The organism is Amycolatopsis pigmentata (genome assembly GCF_042684065.1).
GTDB lineage: Bacteria > Actinomycetota > Actinomycetes > Mycobacteriales > Pseudonocardiaceae > Amycolatopsis_E > Amycolatopsis_E pigmentata.
This window is the reverse complement of the sequence record NZ_JBHUKR010000020.1, coordinates 318,849-340,971: the sequence shown is the minus strand read 5'-3', so window position 1 is coordinate 340,971 and position 22,123 is coordinate 318,849. Positions and strand designations below refer to the sequence as shown.

The following is a 22,123-nucleotide window of genomic DNA, read 5'->3' as shown; positions in this document are numbered from 1 at the left end:
CCAGGGCCGTGTCGAGGACGAGGCGCGCGTGGCCCGGCAGCTGATCGCGGACCTGGTGAGTGGTCCCGAGTGGAGCCGTCTGAAGGACAACGCCAAGGCGGTGGCGTCCTTGTTCGGCCGGACGCCGCAACTGGTGTCCATGCTCGAACCCGTCGTCGCCCACACCTTGCTGACCACGCCGGGCGATCGCGACGCCAAGATTTCCGCGGCGATCAGGCACGCCGCGGAGATCGTGCGTGCCCTGGGTCCACGGTGGACGCCTCTTGAAGCGACTACCCCCGCGTCGGAACAGGCCAAGAGGGCGGTCGCGACTTATCTCGGGCAGGAGACGCAGGGCTACTCGGCGGACACGGTGGCCGGATGGATCACCGAGCGCGCGAGGAAGAGCGGCTCTTTGCTCACCGAAGACCAGATCGCCGCGGGACTCGGCCACTACCTGGGGGTCCGGCCGCGGCTCTCGACCCCCCAAAGCCGGGTTTCCGGCCTGCTGGCAGCCGCGAGGGAAGCCAGGAGGGTGGCTCGGGCAAAGCCGGCGGCCACTTCCCGGCCGAGCCGTCCCCCACAGGCCTCGCCCAGTTGGCCCGAGGACAGGGTGCTCACCGAGGGCGCTGCCGCCGCGACCCGGCTCAGCGGGCTTCCCGAGGACACTCGGGAAGAACGGGAACAAGAGGCCTACCTGGCGCTGGCGACAAGCAACAGCATCAAGACGTTGACGAACCGCAAACTGATCGACGCGGCCTCGTCGGTACTGGCCGACGCGCTGTACAAGCCGGAGGGGCCCGACCAGGAGACGACGGAGAAGGCACTCGGGATCTCCGCCGACATGGCGCGCGATCTGCGCACCCCGTCTACGCCGGAAGATCTCGGCAACCTGCACCGGCTGGCCGAGCAAGACTCGAAAGGCGGTGAAATCAACGCCGTCCTCCTGGACGCCGCACGCACGACGGTCCGCGCGTTGAACGAACTGGATAGCTTCGCCGGCCGGCTCTATACGCCAGCGAAGACGGCCCTTGCCGTCGCGTTCATCAGCCAGAACCTGCCCGGTGGAGTGGGCGTGTTCCGGGTCTACCGTCGCCTGGCGCACACACTAGGCCTGCGCTTGACGGAAGCGGCCTTCCGTGGGCGTGCGCGGGCGGCGACGGTCGGCGACGAGGCGTTGAGCGAGGCCCGTGCGGCGGTGGAGACGCGGGCGGGCGAGTTCGTGGAAAAGGGTTACACCGTCGAGGAATCCGCCAAGGCCGTGGCCGAGATCAAGGAGCGCATCGGTGATCTCGCGACGCTGGAGGAGTTGACGGAGTGGATCGCGTCCACTGTCGAGGATGGGTGGACGGAGGAACGCTTCGGCCTGGCCTTGAGCGTGGCGCGACAGGCGACGATCAGCGTCGGCGCGGTGCGCGCCGCGTACGCGGCGGTGTACCCGCGGCATGTCGAGGAATTGCTCGCCCTCAGGAAGTTCTCCCGTGACGACGTGGCCCAGGTGATCGCCAACGCGGAAGTGTCCGTCGATGCCGACCGGATGTCGGAGTCGATCGAGCGTGGTCTGGGGACCGGGTGGGGGCGGGCCGACTTCCCCTCGGCGGTCATCGCGGCCTGGGACACCGACCTCGTTGTCGACAAGCTGAACCACATCGAGCCCGGTCCTTTGGGGCCGGAAAAACCGCCGGAAAAGCCGAAACGGGAATCGGAGCGCGTGAACGCGGCGGTCGCCGCCTGGCACGACGAACGTGGACTGGGCAGAAAGCGCCTGACGCCGGTGGACGTCGCCCGGGTGATCCACCGCTTGCGAGACCAGGGTCTCCGGCAGTTGGCCGCGGGAGTCGTGCGGGGCCTGGACGTCACGTGGAAGGGCGACGAGTTCCCGGAGACACTGCGGCGCGCACGTCAGGAGAAGTTCAGCGACGAGGAAATCCGCAAGGCGCGCGCGGCGGTGGAGGAGTTGCCGGAGGGCCCCGGCGAGAACCACCCGGTCGACGAGGTGGCCCTGGTCGTCGCCTACCTGTGGCGCCGGGCGGGTGAGATCGACGTGGACCGGCTCTCCGAACACCTCGCCACGGTCCTGAACACCACGCGGCGTCCTGGCAGCGCGGCGCCCGTGCTCACTCAGGCCGCGACCAGGAGAATGGTGAACCTGCCCGGATTTCCGGATCCGGTGCCCGACCAGGGCATGTTCGCCTTCCAGGAGCGCCACCGCGCCGACCTCCGCCGGAGGAACCCCGCCGTGAAGCCGCTCCCCAACCCGGCACGGGTCCGCCCCGCGTATACCGGCCTCGGCCCCGGTGGGTTGCTCGCCGCCCTTCGCCCCCTCGACAGCCTGTCCGAGGCCGATCGTGCGGGCGCCGGCGCGATGCTGATCGAAATGCGGGGTGGTGGCCTGCGGCCGGATGGCACGACGGAGCCCTACACACCGGGCCGCCGGATCAATGTCGTAGCCGTGCCGGTCGGCGACAGCGTCACCTTCGAGCTCAGGACGGCCACGGGCGCCCGGTTGCCGGACGCGGCGGACTCGTCGTGGAACGACCTGGGCCATGTCTATGCCATCACGATGACCACGGACTCCTATGCCGTGGTCGGCGATGTTCCGATGCCCTGGGGGAAGCTGCTCGGCACGTCGGCCCCCACGACGACGTTCGCCGCGCGGCGGAAGGCAGCGGACCTCGACGGCAAGCTCGCGGCGGCGCACGCCGAGCCGGCCAGGGCCTCCCTCACGGAGGCGGGTCGCGCTCGCGTGAGGGAACTCGCCGATGCCATCGTGGTGACGGCCTACAACCTGGATGCCATCGAGCCCGAAGAGAGAGCCAAGGCGAAGGAGGACCTCGGGACGATCGCGGCGAGCGAACTGGTGCGTCCAGGCGGTGATGTCCGCAGTGCTTATCTGGCGGCCGAAAGCCTCGCGCATTCGTTGCGTGTCTCACCCGGTTTGGGCGCATGGCGACCCAGCGTTTTGCGGGTCGAGCGTCGCCTCGTGAAGTCTCTCGCCGACGCGTGGAAGACGACCACCTGGACCCGGGAACGTCTCGTGCTCGACGCGGCGTTCGCGAGGGCTGCCGTGCCGGGACTGGCCCAGCGGCCCCCCGTCGAGGAGGCGACGGACATCCCGAGGGGTTCCGACCTGCACTGGACGTTGCAGACGCTCCTGCTCGTCGCCAACCCGCTCTCCCTCGCCGACCGCGCTCTGCTCGAGCCCATGATCGATGTCCTGGTCCACGTCACCCATCACGTCCGGGAAGCGGAGCGGTTGACCGGTGTGCCACGCGCGTCCCGGTGGCTCCTTGTCGACATCTGGTTGCGCGCCCGGCACATCGCGATGGAGCTCGACACGGAATGGTCGCATGAGGGAGTGCGGGCTGCCCGGCGGGAAGCGCCCGCACCGGAACAACTCGACGGTGACTCGGTGAACGCCGCGCGCAACGCGGCGACCACGTTCGCGGGCTATCTTCGCGCGCGAGAATTCGACCCGGACGATGTCGTCCACGCCGCGACGTCGATCTCGCGGCGGTTCAACGATGTCTTCGATGTCAGAGCGATCATCGAGGGAATAGCGAGAACTCCACTGTGGATGAAATCCCGCGTGACCTTCAGACTGGGCAACACCCGGCGGTGGCTCGACGCGCTGGATGTTCGGCGACGGGAACACCTCCGGGCCGTCGCGACCGAAATCGCGCTGTATCACTTCAGTCCGCCTCGTCTCCAGAAGCTGGGACTGGCCTTCGACGTCCCCGAAATGCTCGCCGCCGACCTGGCCGCGCCGGGAGACTTCGAACAGAACTTGGCGGCCACGTGGAAGCGGGCGGCCGAGGCCGCCCAGCACCTGGAAGCCGGATGGACGCGCGCGGACTTCGACGAGGCCCTGAACGAGGCGCAAGGTGCCGCCGCCGACCCGGTTGCCTTGCAACCGGCCAAGGAGGAGGCGGAGAAGAACCACGATCCGGCGAAGCTGACGACCAACCGTCTCACCGCGGACAACGTCGCCTCCGTCGTCACCTTGTTCCCGGACGGCAGGTCCCACCCCCGTGCCCTGTCCCGCGGCATCGCACACGGACTGGGCACCGAGCGGGACGGCGCGAAGCTCAGCCTCGACCAAGTCGAACTCGAATCACTCCGCGAGACGCCGGAAGGCACACCGGTGGAGGGGGGCCAGGACACCGCGGCGGCGGAATCGACCCCGTCCGGAGCGACCACTCCCCGGTCCGCCACACCGGGACCGGACACGGACGACATCAGCGAAGGGGACCCGGCGTGGCTGGACGTCGAGTCCGCGAAACAAAAGTACAAGCGGAAACTCACCGACCAGTGGGTGCGGCTCGGACATGCCATCGTGGCGCTGACGACGGACAAGGAGAAACTCACCGACGACCGGCGGGCAAAGCTCGCCACGGTCATGGCGCACCGCATGCAACGCGCGAAGCCGGAACACTACGTCGACGTGTACCGGGGCGCCACGCTCGTCGCGGAGAAACTCGGTGTGAAGCCGGAGGACGGCCCCTGGCTGCCCGCCGTTCTCCGGGTAGAACGCGGGCTGGCGCCCGATGTGGCCACCGCGTTGCGGGAAACCGAGTGGACGCGGGAACGTTTCGAAGTCGAGTCGGCGTTCGCCTACGCCGGCCTGGCCAAGGCCGTCGAAAGCGCGAGCACCACGCCGGTGGTCACCGGCAGGCTGGCGGTGATCCGATGGTTCCATCATCTCGATGAACTACGGAGTATCGAAGGACAGTTCGACTCCGTGCAGAACCTCGTCGACTACATCACCCACATCACTCCTGGTACCGAAGACGACAAGGTCGCCGCCGGCGAAAAGGCCTCGGCCGAGTTCGCGGAACTGCTGCTGACCCGATGGAACGATCTCCGCTTCTACCAAGCCCTCGAGGACGCTCCGGAACTGCACGAACTCGACGATCACGCGCGCCGCCAGGCCAAGTCGGAGCTGGAGGAGTACCGCGACGATGTGGCCGGGTGGCCCTACACCGAAGACAACATCGTCCGGGTGGCGGCACATGTCGCGACGGCGAGCGGCGATCCTGGTTCCGCCGTCGACACCGTGCACGGGATCGCGCACAGCCTGTTGGTGGCAGCAGCACGTCCCTCCGTCCAGGAACGCACAGAGCGTCCATTGAGGACGGTCGACGAGGTGATCGATGCCGGTTACGAGGCCGACGACAGGCTGCTGATGCTCCGCCCCGATGAGCTCCAGCGGGTTCACCAGGAGGCGCATTCCGTTGTCCTGCACCACACCACCGAGGCCGAACTGTCACGAACGCCGGGGTTGAACGTCGCGCTGATCTCCCTGGCGGCCGACGTGCTGGCCGGTGCCGGGACCGCTGAGGTGAGACGGGCGAATGCCGACGCCCGGATCGCCGCGGTCGTCCGTAACCTGGGGCTGGGGGCCCCTGCTGAGGCACAGGTCGCCGAACCCTCCGCGGCGGCCCGGACGCCCTGGTACTCCGACGACGATTCCGACGAGTCGTCTGGTGAAGGGGCCGCCGGTGAGGTCTCCAGCGAGGATTCCGATGAGGATGCCACCGGTGATCCCGGTGAGGTGTCCAGCGAGGATTCCGACGGCAGCGATTCCGAGGAAGACACCGAAGAGGCGCCCGCCGCGCAGCCTGCGGAGCGCGCCGAGGACGAGTCCGGCGAAGAATCCGATGACGAGTCCAGTGAGGATTCCAGTGAGGACTCCGGCGAGGATTCCGATGAAGACCCCGGAAACCAGGCGGGCCCTGGTCCGGCTCAGCGGCCGCCTCGCCATCTCACCCACCCGAGGGTGCACATGGTGGGGATACCGGAGCAGCCGGTCGATCTCGCACGCCTGCTCGGGGAAGCGCGGCCGGCGGGGGAGAGTTCCCGTCAGTCCGGATCCTCGATGCACCGGGTCATCGAGAGGGTCCTGGAGGAACAGATCGGGCCCGGGTTCGTACCGACAGGAGAGGCGTCGGAGCAAGCGCGGGAACTGCTGTCTCGCGCCATCGCCGATGTCGAAACACGCCGTGACAGCGGGGGACTTCCCGTCGACGACGCCATGCGGTCCTCCCTGCACCGTATCGTCGCCCATCAGTTGTCGAGCGCCCGCAGGGTCGGTGAAAGCGAGGAGGATTGGCAGGAGCGCGTCGAAGGAAGCGCGTGGAATACCGCGACGGAAATGCTCGAAGGCTTGTTCCCCGCGACCTCGCGGCAGGAGACGGCGGCGCCCTCATCCGGCACCGAAGAGTCGGAGGAGGAAGAGTCGGAGGAGGAGTCGGAGGAGGAGTCGGAGGAGGAAGAGTCGGACGAGGAGGAGTCGGAGAACGAGGAAGACGTGATACCGGCCCCGCCGCCACGGGGTGGAGAGATACCGGGTCTGGAAAGCGCGCTCCGGCGTCACCTGGAGTTGATCAAGGCGAGCGGTACCGGTTCGACGGTGGATGCCGAAACGGTGGATGCCGAAACGGTGGATGCCGAAACGGCGCGATGGGAAAACCTCGGCCGTGGCCAAGAGGCGAAGCTGGCCCTCGGAAAACGGTTCGTGCGTGGCGGGTCCCCGTCCTTCGCGCGGACGATCGAGTACACCGACGACGGAAACGCGACCCCGTCCGTGCTCTGGGCGACCAAGGGTGACGGCGGCTTGATCGTCGTCCGCGAGAATGCCGAGGGTGTCGCGGTGCCCACCAGCGCCGACTGGCCCACCGGTGAACTGCACGCGATTCCGACCGATTCCACCGGTTCCTATATCGGCCACGCCTATCCCTGGGCACACGACGCGGAGGCGCTGATCCAGCGGCAGGCCAGTGGCGCGATCGCCGAGCCGACGTCCATTGTGGACGAGATCACCGACGCCCCGGGCCTGCGCGAGGCGCTCGCCGCGCAGAACGCCTTCCACGACGCCGATCCCTGGTATGTGATCGGACCGGGCTCGGACTTCCCCGGCCTCCAAGCGGTCGGAGACGGTGAGCGGGCCCTGGACGAGGTCGAACGGTGGTTCGACGGCGTCACCGGGCGTGCTTCGCTGGTGCTGATCGAATACGGCGTGCGGCACCCGAAAAAGGGCCGGGTACTGCTCTTCGAGTACGACAACGGATTCTCGGTGTACGACTACGCGACCGGCGAACCCGTCGAGGTGAGCCCCACCTTCAAACCCGGTCACCAGATCTTCGTGATCCCGGTCGTCAAGGGGCGCCACGCCCGCCTCTCGCATCCGCACGCCGATCGCGCCGCGCAACTGATCGACGCGAGAGCCCACGCGTGGACGAGTCCGGCGATCCTGACGAACAGCCTGCTGGACGCAGTCGGGCTTGGCAGTGCACTCGATCACGCCAAGGACCACGACTCCTCCTACCGTCCGGGTGCCGTGCTCTCGCTCGTTTCGCTCGGGTCCGGCTCCCAGGAGATGGCCGCGACGATCGAGCGAATCGGGAGCGGCAGGCACCCCCGCACCCTGTTCCTGATCTATCCGGCGAACGGCGGACCGGGCGTCATCCGGAGCGGGTACCGGGAGAAGGGTAAGGCGGTCGTCCGCGACGAGGTGACCTCGGAGCCGCTGGCGGACTGGCAGGCCGGCATCGGCGAAACGGACCGCGTCTACGCGGTGGTGCCCACTCTCGAGCGGCCGGTGGCGGGCATCGACAAGGCGGACGGCAAGCTGCGCCAATTGACGGGTTTCTCCGCGTGGGAGACGGCGGGGCGGCAAACGCCTTCTTCCTACCAACGAGAGCGGTTCGGTCACGGCTCCAAGGGGGTCGACGCCATCGTCGAACGGCTGAAGCTCGCGAGCGGGCCCGGGAAGAGCCCGGCCGCGCTCGTGGCCGAACATCCGGACGACCGGTTCGAGGCGAACGCGTTCGTCATCACCCTCGACAAGCACGGCAAACCCGACATCCGCGACCCGGACGGCGCGCCCGTGGAGGGGTACACCTTCAAGGCGCTGGAAGCGGCCGTGTTCGATTCGGAGGGCCGGTACGTCTCCGAGGACTACCCGGCGAAGAACACCGCGGCGGCCGTGCTGGTCGCCCAAGCGCGCGGCCGGTACGCGGGCAAACCGGTGTCCCTCACCGAGGTACTCGGTAATGTCCGCGGACTGGCCAAGGGCCTTGAAGACCAGGCGGAGTTCCACGGACGCCCCGTGGAGGACGAAATCGAACCGAATACCCCCGCCCGTTTGCGGTACGCCGGTTCCGGCCGAGACGGCGCGGATCGCATCATCGGGTGGTTCGGCCGGGTGGATGCCGAGGCGGCCCGGCGGGGTGCCCCCGCGCCGGACGCGTCCGTGCTGGTGATCGGGTATTCGCGGAAGAGACCGTGGGACGGCGTGTCCCTGCTCATCACGCGCGAGGGCGGCGAGTTTTCCGTCACCGACCTTGTTTTCGGCAGGAAGGCCGACGGAGTGTCGCTCCGGCGGCTCGTCGACGAGTTCCGGAACGCCGGAGAGCTCTACGCGATTCCGGACGACGGCACCGGCCGGCCGCCCGGCTTCGGTTACCACCATCTGGACGCGCTGATCGACGAACAGCGGAGCGACGGGGCCGCCGGACTGTCCATCGGGGTCAACGCACGCACCCTGATCGCCCGCTTGGATGTCATCGGTCTCGAACGGGCCATCCAGCGCCACTGGTCCTTGGACGCCGGCTCCCAGGCGATCGATGAATTCCATCCCCTGGAAGTGGGACCGGCCCGGGCGGCGCAACACGTCCTGTGGCACCTTGCCGTCACTCCCTACCTCACCGGTGTCGTCATGGTCGTCACTCCGGCCGACGGCAGTTCGTCCAGGGCGTGGATCGTCTCCCGGGGCGCGACGACGGTGTTCGTGGAGAACATGCTCACCGGGAGGAAGTCGACAGGCTGGCCGCCCGAAATCGGCCCGGACGACAAGATTTCCCTGCTGCCGAGCAGGAACGACCCGGCGCGATTCCTCCCGGGTCCCGAGAACCCGGTCGGCCTCCGCGATCGACTGAAAAAGCTTGCCGGCCGTCCCGCCGACAGGGACCTGGCGCTGTTCATCGCCCTGCGGCACTGGGGAGAGCCGCTGGTCGGCCGGGACGTGGTGGACGTGCTGGTCCAGGACGCTGCCCACCTGCGACTCGGGCTGACTCGCCGGGACCGCTTCCACACTCCCTTGGGTGGGCTCGGACGTACCGTGACTTTGCCTTTCCACCCCGAGCGTCTGACCGAAAATCCGCCGTTCGCGACGCGCCTGGACGCGCTCAAGGCGCGACTCGCTCCGAACGAGCCGATCGCGTCCTTGGTGGGCGTCGCCTATGACGGTGACGAAGGTACGACGTTCGTCATCACGCGGCGGGGCAACCAGGTTTGGTACGTGATCGAGGACGGCAGTGACGGAGGTGAATTCGTGGACCGCGCCCGCATGAATTTCCTCGATTCCGCCGACGAGATCTACCTTTCCGCCTTCACCGGAACGGGACGAGAAATCGGCTCCGGCTATCCGGTTACCGAGGCGACCGGGGCATTGATGCTGCAAGGGCCCGGAACCCTCGTCGCGCAAGACCAATTCGCCTCGCTGGCCGACGTCGACGGCCTAGCCGAGTTGCTCCCGCCCGATCCGCCGTCCGATCGACCACCGAACAGGTTCTTCGTACCGGACATCGCCGGTTTCGGGCTGCCCGCGTTGACGCGCGTCAGCAGGATCTTCGCCGAAATTCCCCTGGGGGCCGGGGAACTCTATGTGATCGGGTATCCGGCCCGGCCCGGAACCGGAACCGGCCGGGCCAGGGCCTGGCGGATGGTCCGTTCCTCGAGGGAAACGGGCGGGACGGAAATCTCCCTGTTCAGTGCGCGGGACGGTGTGTTCGTCGCGGACGAACACACGGTCGCGGGGCTTGGCCGCGTCTATGTGACGGCGAAGGTCGGTGCACAGTACTTGTCCGTGCCGGCGGTGCATCTCGAACGGATGCGGGCTTTGGCGACGCTTATGCCGAATTACGCGCTGATCAAGCTCCCCGATCTCCCGCGCTGGATGGGTCTGCCGCACCATGCGGGTCTGTCGGAGATCTTCAGCCGGTTGGCCGCGCTTCACGGCGGTGATCAGAATGCCGTGACGACCCGGGTGCCCCAGACGGCCGCCGGCGGAACGAGACGCGCCGAGATCTTGCGAAGGGTCGAGTCCACCGGCCCCGGCTCGGCCGGGCTGTTCTTCACCTTCCGGGAGACCGGGGGCGCGCTTCAGGTCGAGGTCGAACTGGCCGTCAACGAACTCGGCACTCAGCCCGGACGGGGTGAGCCGGCCTGGTATGGCCCAGTCCGGCTCACCTTGGGCGCGACGGCCGGGGTCACCGGTGAAACGTCCACCGTGGAGGTGTACGCGACCCACTTCGCCCCTCCGGCCAAGGAGCCCGGCCGCACGGCGGCGTCGTGGCTCCCCGGTATCGACTGGCCGGAAGTGATCCGGGAAGAGGCCAAGAGGACGCTGGACGGGGCTGAAGCCGAACTCTATCCCGGACGGCCCCGCTCGGCCGGTGGTCTGCCCGATTCGGTGGTCGAAGCGCTGGATAAGGGTGGTGTGGGCACCACGGCGCTGATTCGGGCCGACGGGCGGAAGTTCCAGGTGCGCGCCACCGCCGATGGGCCGCAGTTGTCCGATTCCAGAGGGACGAGGCGTGAACTCGCGGAATTCCCGGACAGCGAAGAGATCGACATGGTGGTCCGCGATCGTGACGGGGTGGTTCTGGGCCGCCGGTCGCTCGGTATGCACGATATGGCGCTCATCGCCGGGGGAAGGTCTCCAGGCGACCCGGTCGGGCGGGACGTGCTCGCCCGGGTGTCCGATGTGGACGGTTGGGCCGCGTTGCTGGACCACGGGGTGGGGGAGTTCACGCCCGAGTGGTTCACTCGCGGTGCTTCGGGTCTGGTGTCGGTCGCGAAGCGGTTGAAACCGGCCGGCGTGGGCGCGAGGGCGGCTGGGGTCGTCTACTCGGACAGAGGTCACGGGCTGGCGGTTCGTTTCGAGGTCGTTTCCGGCCCGGACGGAAAGCCGCTGGTGGAGATCCGCCTGGCGGAGGACGGCGAGCTGTGGACCGATGAGCGCACCGGTGAGCTGGTGCTCGACGCCGACATGCTGGCGGATATCGCCGGCGTGTATGCGATTCCGGAGACCCCCCACCGGCGGTACCTGCACCCGAATCACACCGTCGAGACCATCGACCGGATGGGCCAGGGTGCCCTGGTACCGGGCGGGCGCGAGGAACTCGTGCGGGCGATCCCCGACGTGCCCGGCCTGGACGAGGCGTTGCGCCTGCAGGCGGAAGCGTATGCGAGGACGCGGAGGGAACGGCTGGCCAGCCTGGGGGCGGAGGCGGCAAGCCTGCGGGAACAAACACCGGAGCACCTGCCCGTGCACACGCCGGTTGTCCTCGATGGCATGGCGGACATCGTGCACCGGTTGGACGCCGGTGGCTCCGAGACCGTCATGACCGTGATCGGTTACCGCGAGGGCAAACCGGTGGGCGCCTGGGCCCTGCTCAGAAACGGCGACGGAGGACTTCACCGGTTGACCGGATCCGGGTTGGACGAGGCCCCCAGCGTGCTCGAGGAGTTGGACGAATACTACGGCATCCCGTACTCGCGCGAGGGGGAGTTCGTCAACCGAGCCTACCCGCACCCGACCGCGCCGGATGGCGTCACCCGGTTGCTGCAAATCGCGGCGCTGCCCCAGGAAGTGCCGAAGGATCTCCGGAGTGGGCATGTGACCATCGAACGCCACCTGTCGCCCGAGGACAAAGAACGGTTGCGAACCGTCATGGAGAGCCAGGTCAAGGAAGACGAAACATCAGCGGTGCCGCAGGAGGTCCGGGGCTTGAACATGATGGCGAATGTCGAGCGGCTCCGTGCGAGCAGGGGCACGAGCGTCGGCCTCGACTTCGTGCTCCGGACGCTCAACGACGTCGCCGGTACCACCGCCGTCGCCGGACTCGAGCGGCATCGCCGCGTGACGGATGTGGGGTTGCTGCGCGGTGACCGGCGTAGTGCGCTGACCAGTGCGGTGGGCCGTCTCGATCGCACCGGTCCGGACACCCGGCTGCTGTTGGTCAACTACCCGCCCGGTGACCAGGCGGGACGGATGTGGATGGTGAACGTCGAGGCGGCAGGCGAGGGCAAGCGCCGGTTGACCATCACCGACGGTGCCACCGGGCAGGTGGTGGACATTGTGGACGCTGTCGACCCGGACAGCGGGAAACTGCCCCGCGATGGCACCTACCATTATCTCGCGCTCGCTCCCACCCCCGTGGGATCGCTGGCCGCCACCGGGCCCGGAAGCCGTCCGCGCGCGCTGGCCAGGGCCCTGGTTGAGTTCGAAAAGGGCGCGCCCGACACCCAGGTGATCTTGATGCACTATCCGGCGGACGAGGCGGGCCCGCCGGGGAGCATTTGGCTCCTGGACGCGGAACGGGACAAGGACGGCGGCAGGACCGGCCGATGGCTCGTCGCCGACGCCACCACCGGAGCAGCGGTGGACACTGTGGACAGTTCCGGCCCGGAAAGCGTGAACCTGCCACGGGACGGCACTTACCATTTCGTCGCGGTCGACTCCGACGAGGTGGTGTGGCTGGCCGGTACCGGATCCGGGAGCAGGCTTCCCACCCTGGAGATTGCCCTCCAGCAATCGGGGCCGCGGAACCGGGTGGTGGTGCTGCACTCCGCGGAAGCCGATGCGACGGGCTCCCGGGAAGGCCTCTTCGAGGCGGATACCCGGGGATACTTCTGGCTACTCGACGCGGAGCGGGATCGTGAGGGGGACCCCACCGGGCGTTCGGTCCTCACCGACGGTGTCACCGGTGCTCGACTGGACATTATGGACAGCGACCATCCGGACACCGACAGGCTGCCGCGGGATGGCGCCTACCATATCCTCGTGCTCCCCGCCGGTCCTCAGACCATGGAGTCCGCTCCGGCCGACGAGCCGGGAAGCGACGAGTCCGGGCAGGCCGGAACCGACGGGCATCAGCCGTCCGTGCCCGGACCGGCGAAGTCCGCGGAGACCGAGTTCGAAGGCAGCCGCTCCGAAGAGACCGCGCGCCCCCGAAATGTCGACTCCGACCGCACCGTGAGGGGCCGGGGGGGACCGGCCGAAACCGGACCGGCCGAGCCGGGACCGTCCGAGCCGGGACCGGCCGAATCCGGACCGTCCGGTCAGACCGCCGCCACGCAGGTGATCCGGCGCGTCCAGCAGAGTTGGCCCCCGCCCGGCATGTCGGCGGCGGACGCGGTCCGGGACCTCACCCGTCTCCTACCGCGGGACCAGGACGAGACCACGCTGCGCCGGGCGTCCCGTGTCGTCGAGAGCGCCACCGAGTCGGTTCGGGACCGGGGCGACCACTTCGAACTCGCCCCGGATGTCCATCATGCCCTGGTCCGGTTGCTGGCCTACACCTCTTCGCCGATGGGGAACGAGACGGCCGCGGCCGCGCGTACGAGGACCAACTACATGGCCGTGAAGATGGTGTCGAGCCTGGCGGGTGAGAGCGTAAAGGCTCTGGAGCCCAGCCGTCCGCCGTTCGACCCGTCGGTGTTCGGCGGAGAGTACGACGCACGCGACGAGATCGGCGCCGCCGTCGCCCACTTCAGCGCGTCGCACGATCGCCTCGGTAAGAAATACCGTCAAGACCCCGCCGAACGAATCGCGTCGTTCACGCCCGCGGTCGTGGGTACCGGCGCGAACGGCGTGGCGGCGTTCGAAACGCGCATGGCCGGCCACGCGGGCGCGTCCGGTTTCCTCATCGGCCTGCCCGAGGACCCCTCCGCCGGGCAGCGGGTCTGGACCGCGACCACGAATCCCGAGGGAACGGTGGACATCCAGACCGTCACGATCACCGCCACCGGTGTCGTGCCGACCGCGTTGCCGATCCTCCCGGACGGGAGCGGACCGGACCTCTCCGGATTCGCCGGGTTCGAACTCCACGGGCTCACGCTCGATCTGAACGGCGACCCGGTCGTCGGCGCGAAGCGGGTGGCGGGGCCTGTCTTCGCGGAACCCTTCGCCGGAGCCGACGGACTCGCCACGGCGCTCGGCAGCGTTCGTTATCTCAGCACGGAAGGTGGGCGCGACAGGGTCCCGGACATCACCCTGCTCCAGCCCGAAGCACTCCGGGCGGATTGGCACGCTCACCTGAGCGAACTGCTCGTCAACGGCGGCACGGGGGCGCTCGCGGTGGTTTTCTCCGACCACGGCGACGGACGCTTACGGGCCACGTTCGCGCGGACCCTGCGAAACCGTGCGGTCATCGAGATCGAGAACGATCCCCGAGCCCGCGCGTGGGTCGCCGCCATCGACGTCCAAACCCGACCGACGCGGGCTCTCGCCGGGCGGCCTTGGCTCGCCGACCTCCAAGGCAGCCGGGGAACCTTGGAGTCCCACCGCACCTACCACGAAGCCTTCCAGCGTTCTTCGCAACCGCGGGTCTACCGTGGTGATCCGCGGGCGCGGCTCGCCGCACTGGAGCCGGAAAAGATCGGCACGAGAGTGGACGGGGTGCTCGCGGCCGCGGACCGTGTCATCCGGGGCGGCGACGGCGCCTCCGCGGCGCTCGTGGTGGGCGGTGTCGTCCACCACGTGGTCAACTCCTCCGGCAAGGCACGTCTCGTGGAGCCCGGGCAACCGGTGGACCAGGCACGGGAACTGACCCGGGAATGGGTGACCAAGTGGTGGGGAAACCAGGGCCAGGCAACGGTTTCCCTGGCCGGGATCCGACTCGACGGCCGGGTCATCGCGGGCACGCGACGGTCCGTCGCGTCGGCCACCGGCGACGTTGTAGTCCAAACCCCGCACGCCCCGGAAGCTTCCGGCACCGGCCAAACCCCGGTGGCCGCCGAAACCCCGGCCACCGGCGACGACGATGGCGCACGCGATGCGGTGGCGCAGGCGACGACAGCGCTCGCGGAGTCCACAATAGACGATCCGGCGGATCCCCGAGGGTTCTACCTGAAGACATGGACCACCCCTTTGCTGGAAGCGGCGATCTCGGGTTCGCCCTCGGCAGGCATCGAAGACCACCTTGAAATGTCGGAAATGCTGGTCGACACGGTACTGGCCGGACTGCCCCACCTGAGCGCGAGCCGGGACAACATGATCGGATTGCTGGCACGCGCGAAGCGGGATCGCGTCGACCAGTTCCAGGTTCTCGACGCCGTCGTGAAAGGCCTGGGCGCCGAACACCGGGCCGCGCAGGCCGCCTCCGGTTCCGCCGGGAACGACAAGCCCATGGCGACGGACCCGCAGGTGCACCTCTCCATGCTCCCCCGCGAAAGCGAAGATCTCCTGAGGGAGCTGGGAGAACAGGCACGGCGGCCAGGTCGCGGGCCGGGAGACGACACTTCGGAGGACACCGCTTCGGAAGACGAGTCCGACGCCGGGTCGCTGTCCGAAACCGAGTCCACCGAGCCGGGTTTCGCCGACGCCGCAGGGGCCGCCGACGCACTCGCCTTCTCCAGCGCACTCCTGGCGCCCTACCAGGACGACCCTCGCCGGCTGATCACCTCCCACAGGCCCGAAGAGTTCGGGAACGACGAGAACCTGACCGCGGTCAGGGCGCGCATCCCCGCCAGGGAAAGTCGCGCCGCGGGGGTGGTGTTCACCCAACGCCCTGGCGAAGGGCGGCGGAGCTGGAGCATCTTCACCGAGCGGGGCGAGAAGTGGATCATCCAGGTCACCGGCGCCTCGTTCAGGCTGGTGAACCCGATGGCGTTCGAGGATCCCGGTGAGGTCCACGCCGTCCTGACCTCCGCGGGTGGAGCCACTCTCGCCGGCCATCCCGGATCCGGCGCCCACGGACGGGACTCCGCCGCGGAAAGCCTGGAGTCCGACGATGGGAGAACCCGGTGGGGACTACCCCGGCGGTACCGGAGGGAAATCGGGATCGCCGAGGTTCTGGGGAACTTCGAGAATGCCGAGAAAGTGCTCGACGACTACTGGTCGCTCGAGGGGAAGCCCCCGCTGCCCACCTCCTTCATGCTCGTCGACACGGGAGTGGCCGGGCTGGTCAAGGTGGTCGTCGATCTCCTGGACGATCCCACCCGTGACCACGTGCTGCTGGCCGAGGATTCGGCGAGGGGCGGCCGGGGGCGGCTGTGGCGCATCGACCGCGAGCCGGATTCCTCGCTGGTCGTCCGCGACAGCGAGGGCAGGGCCGCCCCGCTGAGCAGGTTCCGGCACGCGGGTCCGCTGTACGTGGCCGTCCATTCCCTCGCGACCGTGCCTTCCGAGTCTTCGCCCGCCGTCCGGAGGCTGCAGGACTTCGGCCCGCTCGCCCGCGAATTCGTGGAAGGAAGGATCGAGTACGCGCGTGCCGCGGAGGCTTTCGAGTCCCGGCTCGCGCGGTGGCTGAGCACCAGGTACGCGGGCCGTGATGTGGTGCGCCGCGAAATCAGAAAACTCATCGGCTACATCGGTGACCACGCCACCGGGGTGGAAGGCGAACGGCCGCCGATTCCCGCCGAGTTCGCCTCCGGCTCGGTCGAGTGGTACGCACAGGCCGAGGCCACCGGCGCCCTGACCCGGGGCGGGCTGTCCGAGACCACCTACGACGCGCTGGTGGCGACCAAGTTCGCCAACGAGCACCACCACGCCGGGATCGACCCGGAACTGGTGGTGCTCGGTCTGCTCGGCGAACTGCTGGACAGCGGCGAAGCCAGTTTCCACGACATCATCACGACCGCCGCGTTGTTCTATCCCGGCTTGTTCGGTGACCACGGCTTCGGCCGGTATCGCCGCGTGCCGCGCATCCGGGAAGAGGTGCTGAGGGCCGAGGTCGCCGAAAACCGGCTCTTCCCCGACGAACACTTCGCCGCCGCACTGCGTCCGCAGTTCGACGCGGAGGACGGGCGGGTGCGGGTGAACGACGTCCACGCGGTCATGAAACGGGTCGAACTGCTGCTGGAAGGGCTCCACGGTCCGGTGGAGGCCGGCCCGTTGGAGGGGCAGCACGAAATGCTGCGGGAACCCTTCAGCCACAGGGAGAAGTGGAATACGCTGCGCCGCCGCATGGAAATCCACGCCCTCGAGGCCGGGCTCACGTCGCTCCCACGCAAGCCGTGGACCCCCGAAACCCTGCTGCGCCAAGCGGAGGCGACTGGGCGGAGCCTGGCCGACTACGGACGGCAGGAGGTCGAAGACGCGTACCGGACCTTACTGGCGCATCCCGGCGGCGCGGAGCTCATGCGGGGCAGGCTGGGCACGGCGACGCTGCGGTTGATCGCCGTTGCCCGGCGCGGCGGTGAGGACGTGGATGACCTCCTGGCGGAGATCACCATGGATCTGCACGAACTTCCCGCTGCGGCCCCCGTCACCTCCGAGGAGCCGGAGCGAGCCGCGGTGTGGACCGACCGGGTCGTGTTCTCCCGGGCGCGCACCGACAATCCTGACTTCGCCGAGGAAAACGAACGGGCGCGTGAGATCGTCGGCCAGGTTGACGAAGAGCTCCGGATCAGCGGGCTCACCGTGCCCGATTTCCGCTCCCTGCGGCCTGTCTGGCCGCCCTGGTCCCGCACGCGCCTGAGCCTGGAACACGGCGTTGTCGCCATGGTGGTGGACGATCTGCGCGACGGCAACGACGGCGTCACCCTCGCGCGGTCCGTTATGCGGGACCTGGCTCTCGTTCGCTACGCCGGGTTCCGGGAACCGCCAGGGGAGAGCGAACCGGACCCGTTCCCGTCCCGGTGGACCCTGGATCAGTGGTGGTATGGCGGCTCACCCGCGACCGTGGCCGAAACCTTCCTGCTCGCTCCGCCTCCGGAGCCGGGCCCGCGCTTCGTCCGGCCGTTCCACGTGCCCCGGCAGAGCCTCGACCCCGCCGAGGTCCCCACGGGCGAGATCGCGTTCCTGGCGGAGTCTCTCGCCCTCGCCGAGTTCTTCCACAAGCGGTTCAAGGTGACCTACCAGGGACAGACCAGCGAACTGATCCTGTCCGTCGAACCCGCGCTCGTCGGCTGGGACGTGACCCTCGAGAGAGCGCTCGACGGTCTGGCGACCTACCAGTTCCCCGCGGGAGCCATCGGTCTTCTCTACGCGGTGCCCAACGGCTCGCGGCACCCCGAAGCGGTGACCACGCTCCGGGTGTGGACGTTCCTGCAGGACGGCCGCGAGCCCCACGCCGTGCATGTCGAAGGCCGCCGGACAACGTGGTCCGGGCAGCAGGCACGGGCCGATTTCTACGCCGCCGTCATCGCTCCGGACGGATCCGCGGCGTTCGGTCACCGGTCGCCGGGGCCGAATTTCGCCTGGCCTTTCGGTGGTGTCCAGGGGATGGCCTCGGGAGTGGCCTTCCACGGCCACTTCCAGCGAGCGATCGGTGCCACCTACACCGATGACGCGGGCGCATGGCTCGTCGCCCACACTCCCGCCGACCTCGGTGACGGCCGCACGGACGCGGTGCTCGCGTTGGTGCCACGGCACGGCATGGCGGGTGTGGTGACCACGACCCAGCGCCCGGACCCGCGCCGCTTCGTGGTCGGGAAAACGCCGTCAGGCCTGAAGATCACCCCCGGGATGTTGCAGGCGCACCAGACGCTGAACGTGCTCAACTACCGGGGCAAGCGGTTGCTCATGCGGATCACCGACCAGATCTGGTCGGCCAGGGAACTGCCGGACGATCTGGTCGCCGTGCGTGCCGTCGTGGTCGGGCCCGACGGGACCTCGATCGTCGGTGAGCCGACGCGGTCTCGCCCCGGCGCCCCGTCCGGAACCGCGCCGGCACGGCATGCGCCGATCGGAATCGGGGAAGTACTGCGGGAAATTCCCGGCGCCGCGGCGGTGGTCGACGTGCGCTGGGCGGACCGAACACCGAGACGAGAGCTCGTCCTGTCGGCCGAGTTGACGCATTTCGGACGGGCTGTCGAGGGGCTGATCACGCTCGCCGTCCCGCTTCTGGCCCAGGGCACCCAAATGCACGCGCTGGTGGTCGCGGTCCCCGACGATCAGGGCGGACGAGCTGGCGTGTGGTGGCTGAAGGTCCATTCCGCGGACGGGGCCAACCTCGTGCTTTACGACCTCATGGCGAGGCGGCCACTGGCGGTGGACGAATTCGACGGCGTCGGCGAAGTCTTCGCACAGGTGGAGGACCTGGCAGGCAGGCCCATCGACACCGGGTCGTGGACGGCCGGACTGGGCGAGCACGACGAGGCCTTCACGGAGGAGGCACAGCCCCAGAACCGGGTTCTGGCTCGCGTGCCCCGGACGCCTTTCGAGCGGTCCGTGGCGGCCTTCGAACGGAACCTGCCGGACTACATCCTGACCGCCTCACGGTACGCGAATGCCGTGAAACAAGAGGTCGAGAAGTTTCTCCGGTTCCTGTGGCGTGAGTACCCGGAGCACCGTGAAGCGGCGGCGTCTCCGGGAACCGTCGGCGAGGCCGAAGCCATCATGCGGGAAGGTGATGTCCACGAACGGTTCAGGCTGCTCACCGCGATGGTGGAAACGGTGGCTCTCACCGGTCCGTTCCCCGAGACGCCGGAGCCTCCCGCGGGCGTCGCCGATGGAAGTCGGTCAAGGCGGTCGATCGCGGCCTGGAGAGCCCTGTCGACGGTAAGCGGCACGGCAGGCCCCGGGCAGGCACCGCCGGTGGTGGTGGTCACGAACTCCGAGGGCCGGGATGCTCTGACCTGGTGGCCCGACGACACCGTCGAGGCCTTGCCGACCGGCGGCCCGGTGAGCATGTACAACGTGATGAGGTTCGCCTACCTGGCCAACCTGCACTGGAACACGAGACTGAGACTGCTCCTGCTGCGTCTCGGGGGGCTCGCGGTCGGGATCGGGTCCGGAACCCTCACCCTCGACGAGGGAATGTCGGCCACCGAACGCGCCGTCGCCGACCTGCCCAACCCGGGTGGCGCCCGGACCTACCGGGAGATCGCACCGCTCACCACGGCCGAACTGGAAGCCCACGTCGCGGAGGATGGCCGGTTCCCCGGTGCGCAGGCGGGCTGGGACGGGGACGCCCGCCCACTGCTGGAATGGGCCAGGGCCACCGGGTTGCGGGACGATCCCGCCCGGATGCCCAAACCATGGACCGGCCAGACGGTGTCCGACCGGGCCTACCGACTGGGCTCCGAGTCCGCGATCTCCGGCGATCCGCGGGCTGTGTCGTCACACTTCCCGGCCGCGTTCGAGGTCTTCTGGGCGCATCCCGCCGCGCCGGCACTCGCGCGAAGGAAGCTGGGCACGGCGGTGATCACGATCGTCGCCGACGCTCTCCGGAACGGTTCGCCCGAAGGGGCCCAGCGCGTGCTGGACGACATCGCGGCCGATCTGGTCGATGGCCGGTCCATTCACGATATCGATCACGTCGTGCCGGTGTTGCGCAGTCACGCTTCCGTCGTCGCCCGCATGAGGGCCACGAACACCGGCGTGGAATACCAGCGTGATCCCGTTCTCGCGCTTCTGGAGCGGGAACCCATGCTGGTCGGTGGAGGCAGGCGGGCGATGGACCTGCTCATCGGCCTGGCGCGCGAGGTGGAGAACTCGTCCATGGTGGTCGTCGAACGGACGTGGGGACAGGGCGACCGTGCGCTGACCCTGCGGTACCGCGCCCTGCACCTGGTCAACCTCGACGATGAGGTCTACGTACGGGACCTGTCGGACGAGCGTTCGCGGCCGGTCGAGGCGAGGCCGGACGTCGTCGCGGACAACGCCACGATCTTCGCGCTGGGGGACCGGCTGGACGGGACCTTCACCATCGGGGTCACCGGCCAGACCGGGCAGGGGGGCGACCGGGTCTGGACGGCCGGGAACCTGGAGGAAGAGCCGCCCGTTCCGCGCGACGTGCGGCCTTTCCAGCAGTTCCTGGCGACCGGGCTGGTGCGGCTGGCCTACCAGGAACTGAAGCGCACGCGCTGGGATCTGTGGATCGGAGAGGGCGTGCTGGACGATTTCCTGGAGGACTCGCCCCTGTACTGGATGGCGGGCGCCGTGGTGGCGCGCGCACTCACCGAGGGCCGCGACGGTGGCGTCCTGGCTCGGTCCATCGTGCTGGGCCTGGCCACGGAACAGCACGCGGCGCTGGCCGAGAAGGAGCGCGCGGCATTGGAAGAGGCCGATGACGCCTCGAGTGATGATCCCGAAAGCAGTTCCGCGCCAGGGCAGTACGTGGCGACGATGCGGGGCGGCGCGGCCACCATGGCGGAACTGAGGCGATACTGGCAAGGCTCGGACGACGAAGGGTCCGATTCCGAATCCGGTGACGACGAATCCGGTGACGTGGAATCCCTCTCCGGCCGGGCCCCGTCCGACGAGCCGCTGGAGGGGGAAAAAGAGCTGAAGACGATAGTGGCCTCCGGTACGCGGGGCGTCGATCCGGCCCGCTATCTCGATCTCGTGGCGGCTTCCCAGCGCCTCGCCTCCGACGGGGCGTATCCGGGGCTGTCCGGGACCTTGGCCTTGCATTGGACGTTCCACGGTGTGCCGACGCTCGCACCCAAGGCGAGCACGGTGATGCGCCGTGACGGCGCGGAATCCGGGCCGGAGATCACCGTGCCGGCGCCGGAACTGGCCGGTGCCGACGGCGCCGGCCTGGCGAAGGTGGCGAAGTTGTTGCGGGGTCCGGGTTCGGACGCGATCGTGCTCGCCCGCTCCCAGGCCGGGGTGCGAATGCTGAACCTGATGTGGGCGGGCCCTTCCCAGTTGTCCATTGTGGACGTCGAAGCCGGGACGATCGTGGTGACGCCCGTGGGCGAGGTCGAGGCGGCGGGCGCGGGACTGGGGAAAGTGTACGCGAGCGTGTTCGACGCCGAGCATCACTGGATACCGATCAGGTTGCTGTCGGGCACGCGCGAGGCCGGCTGGGGCGCGGACCAGGGCGAGACCTCCGCCGATCCCTACGAGGAGGCGGAACGCAAGCGCTACCGCACCGTCGACGAACTGCGGGACCGGTTGTCCGCCTACTGGGAGGTCCCCGTGACGGGCACCACGGGCAGGCTGCGGCAGTGGGCGGGCGCGCTGATCCTCTTGGGCGCGAGCGTCACCGCCGAGTTCGCCGCCGACATGTCGTGGAACGTCTATCGCGACATCATCGCGATGGTGATCGGGACGGACGCCCAGGACCCGCCCCAGTGGTGGTTGTTCCCGCCGTCGGGCCATCCGCTGCCGGTCAGGCCCGAGGACCTGCCGCCGGAGGCACAGGCCGCGCTCGCCGAACTGGGTGGCATCCCCGGGCCGTGA

1 protein-coding gene (running past one end of the window) is annotated in these 22,123 nt (G+C 69.0%); it reads left to right on the top strand.

The features are described 5' to 3' along the window. Positions 1 to 22,123, top strand: the 3' portion of a protein-coding gene (locus ACFSXZ_RS31010; RefSeq protein ID WP_378268991.1) for a WXG100-like domain-containing protein. 10,940 nt of this gene lie to the left of the window's left edge; only the last 22,123 of its 33,063 coding nucleotides appear in the window; the start codon falls outside the window, past its left edge; the stop codon is at positions 22,121 to 22,123.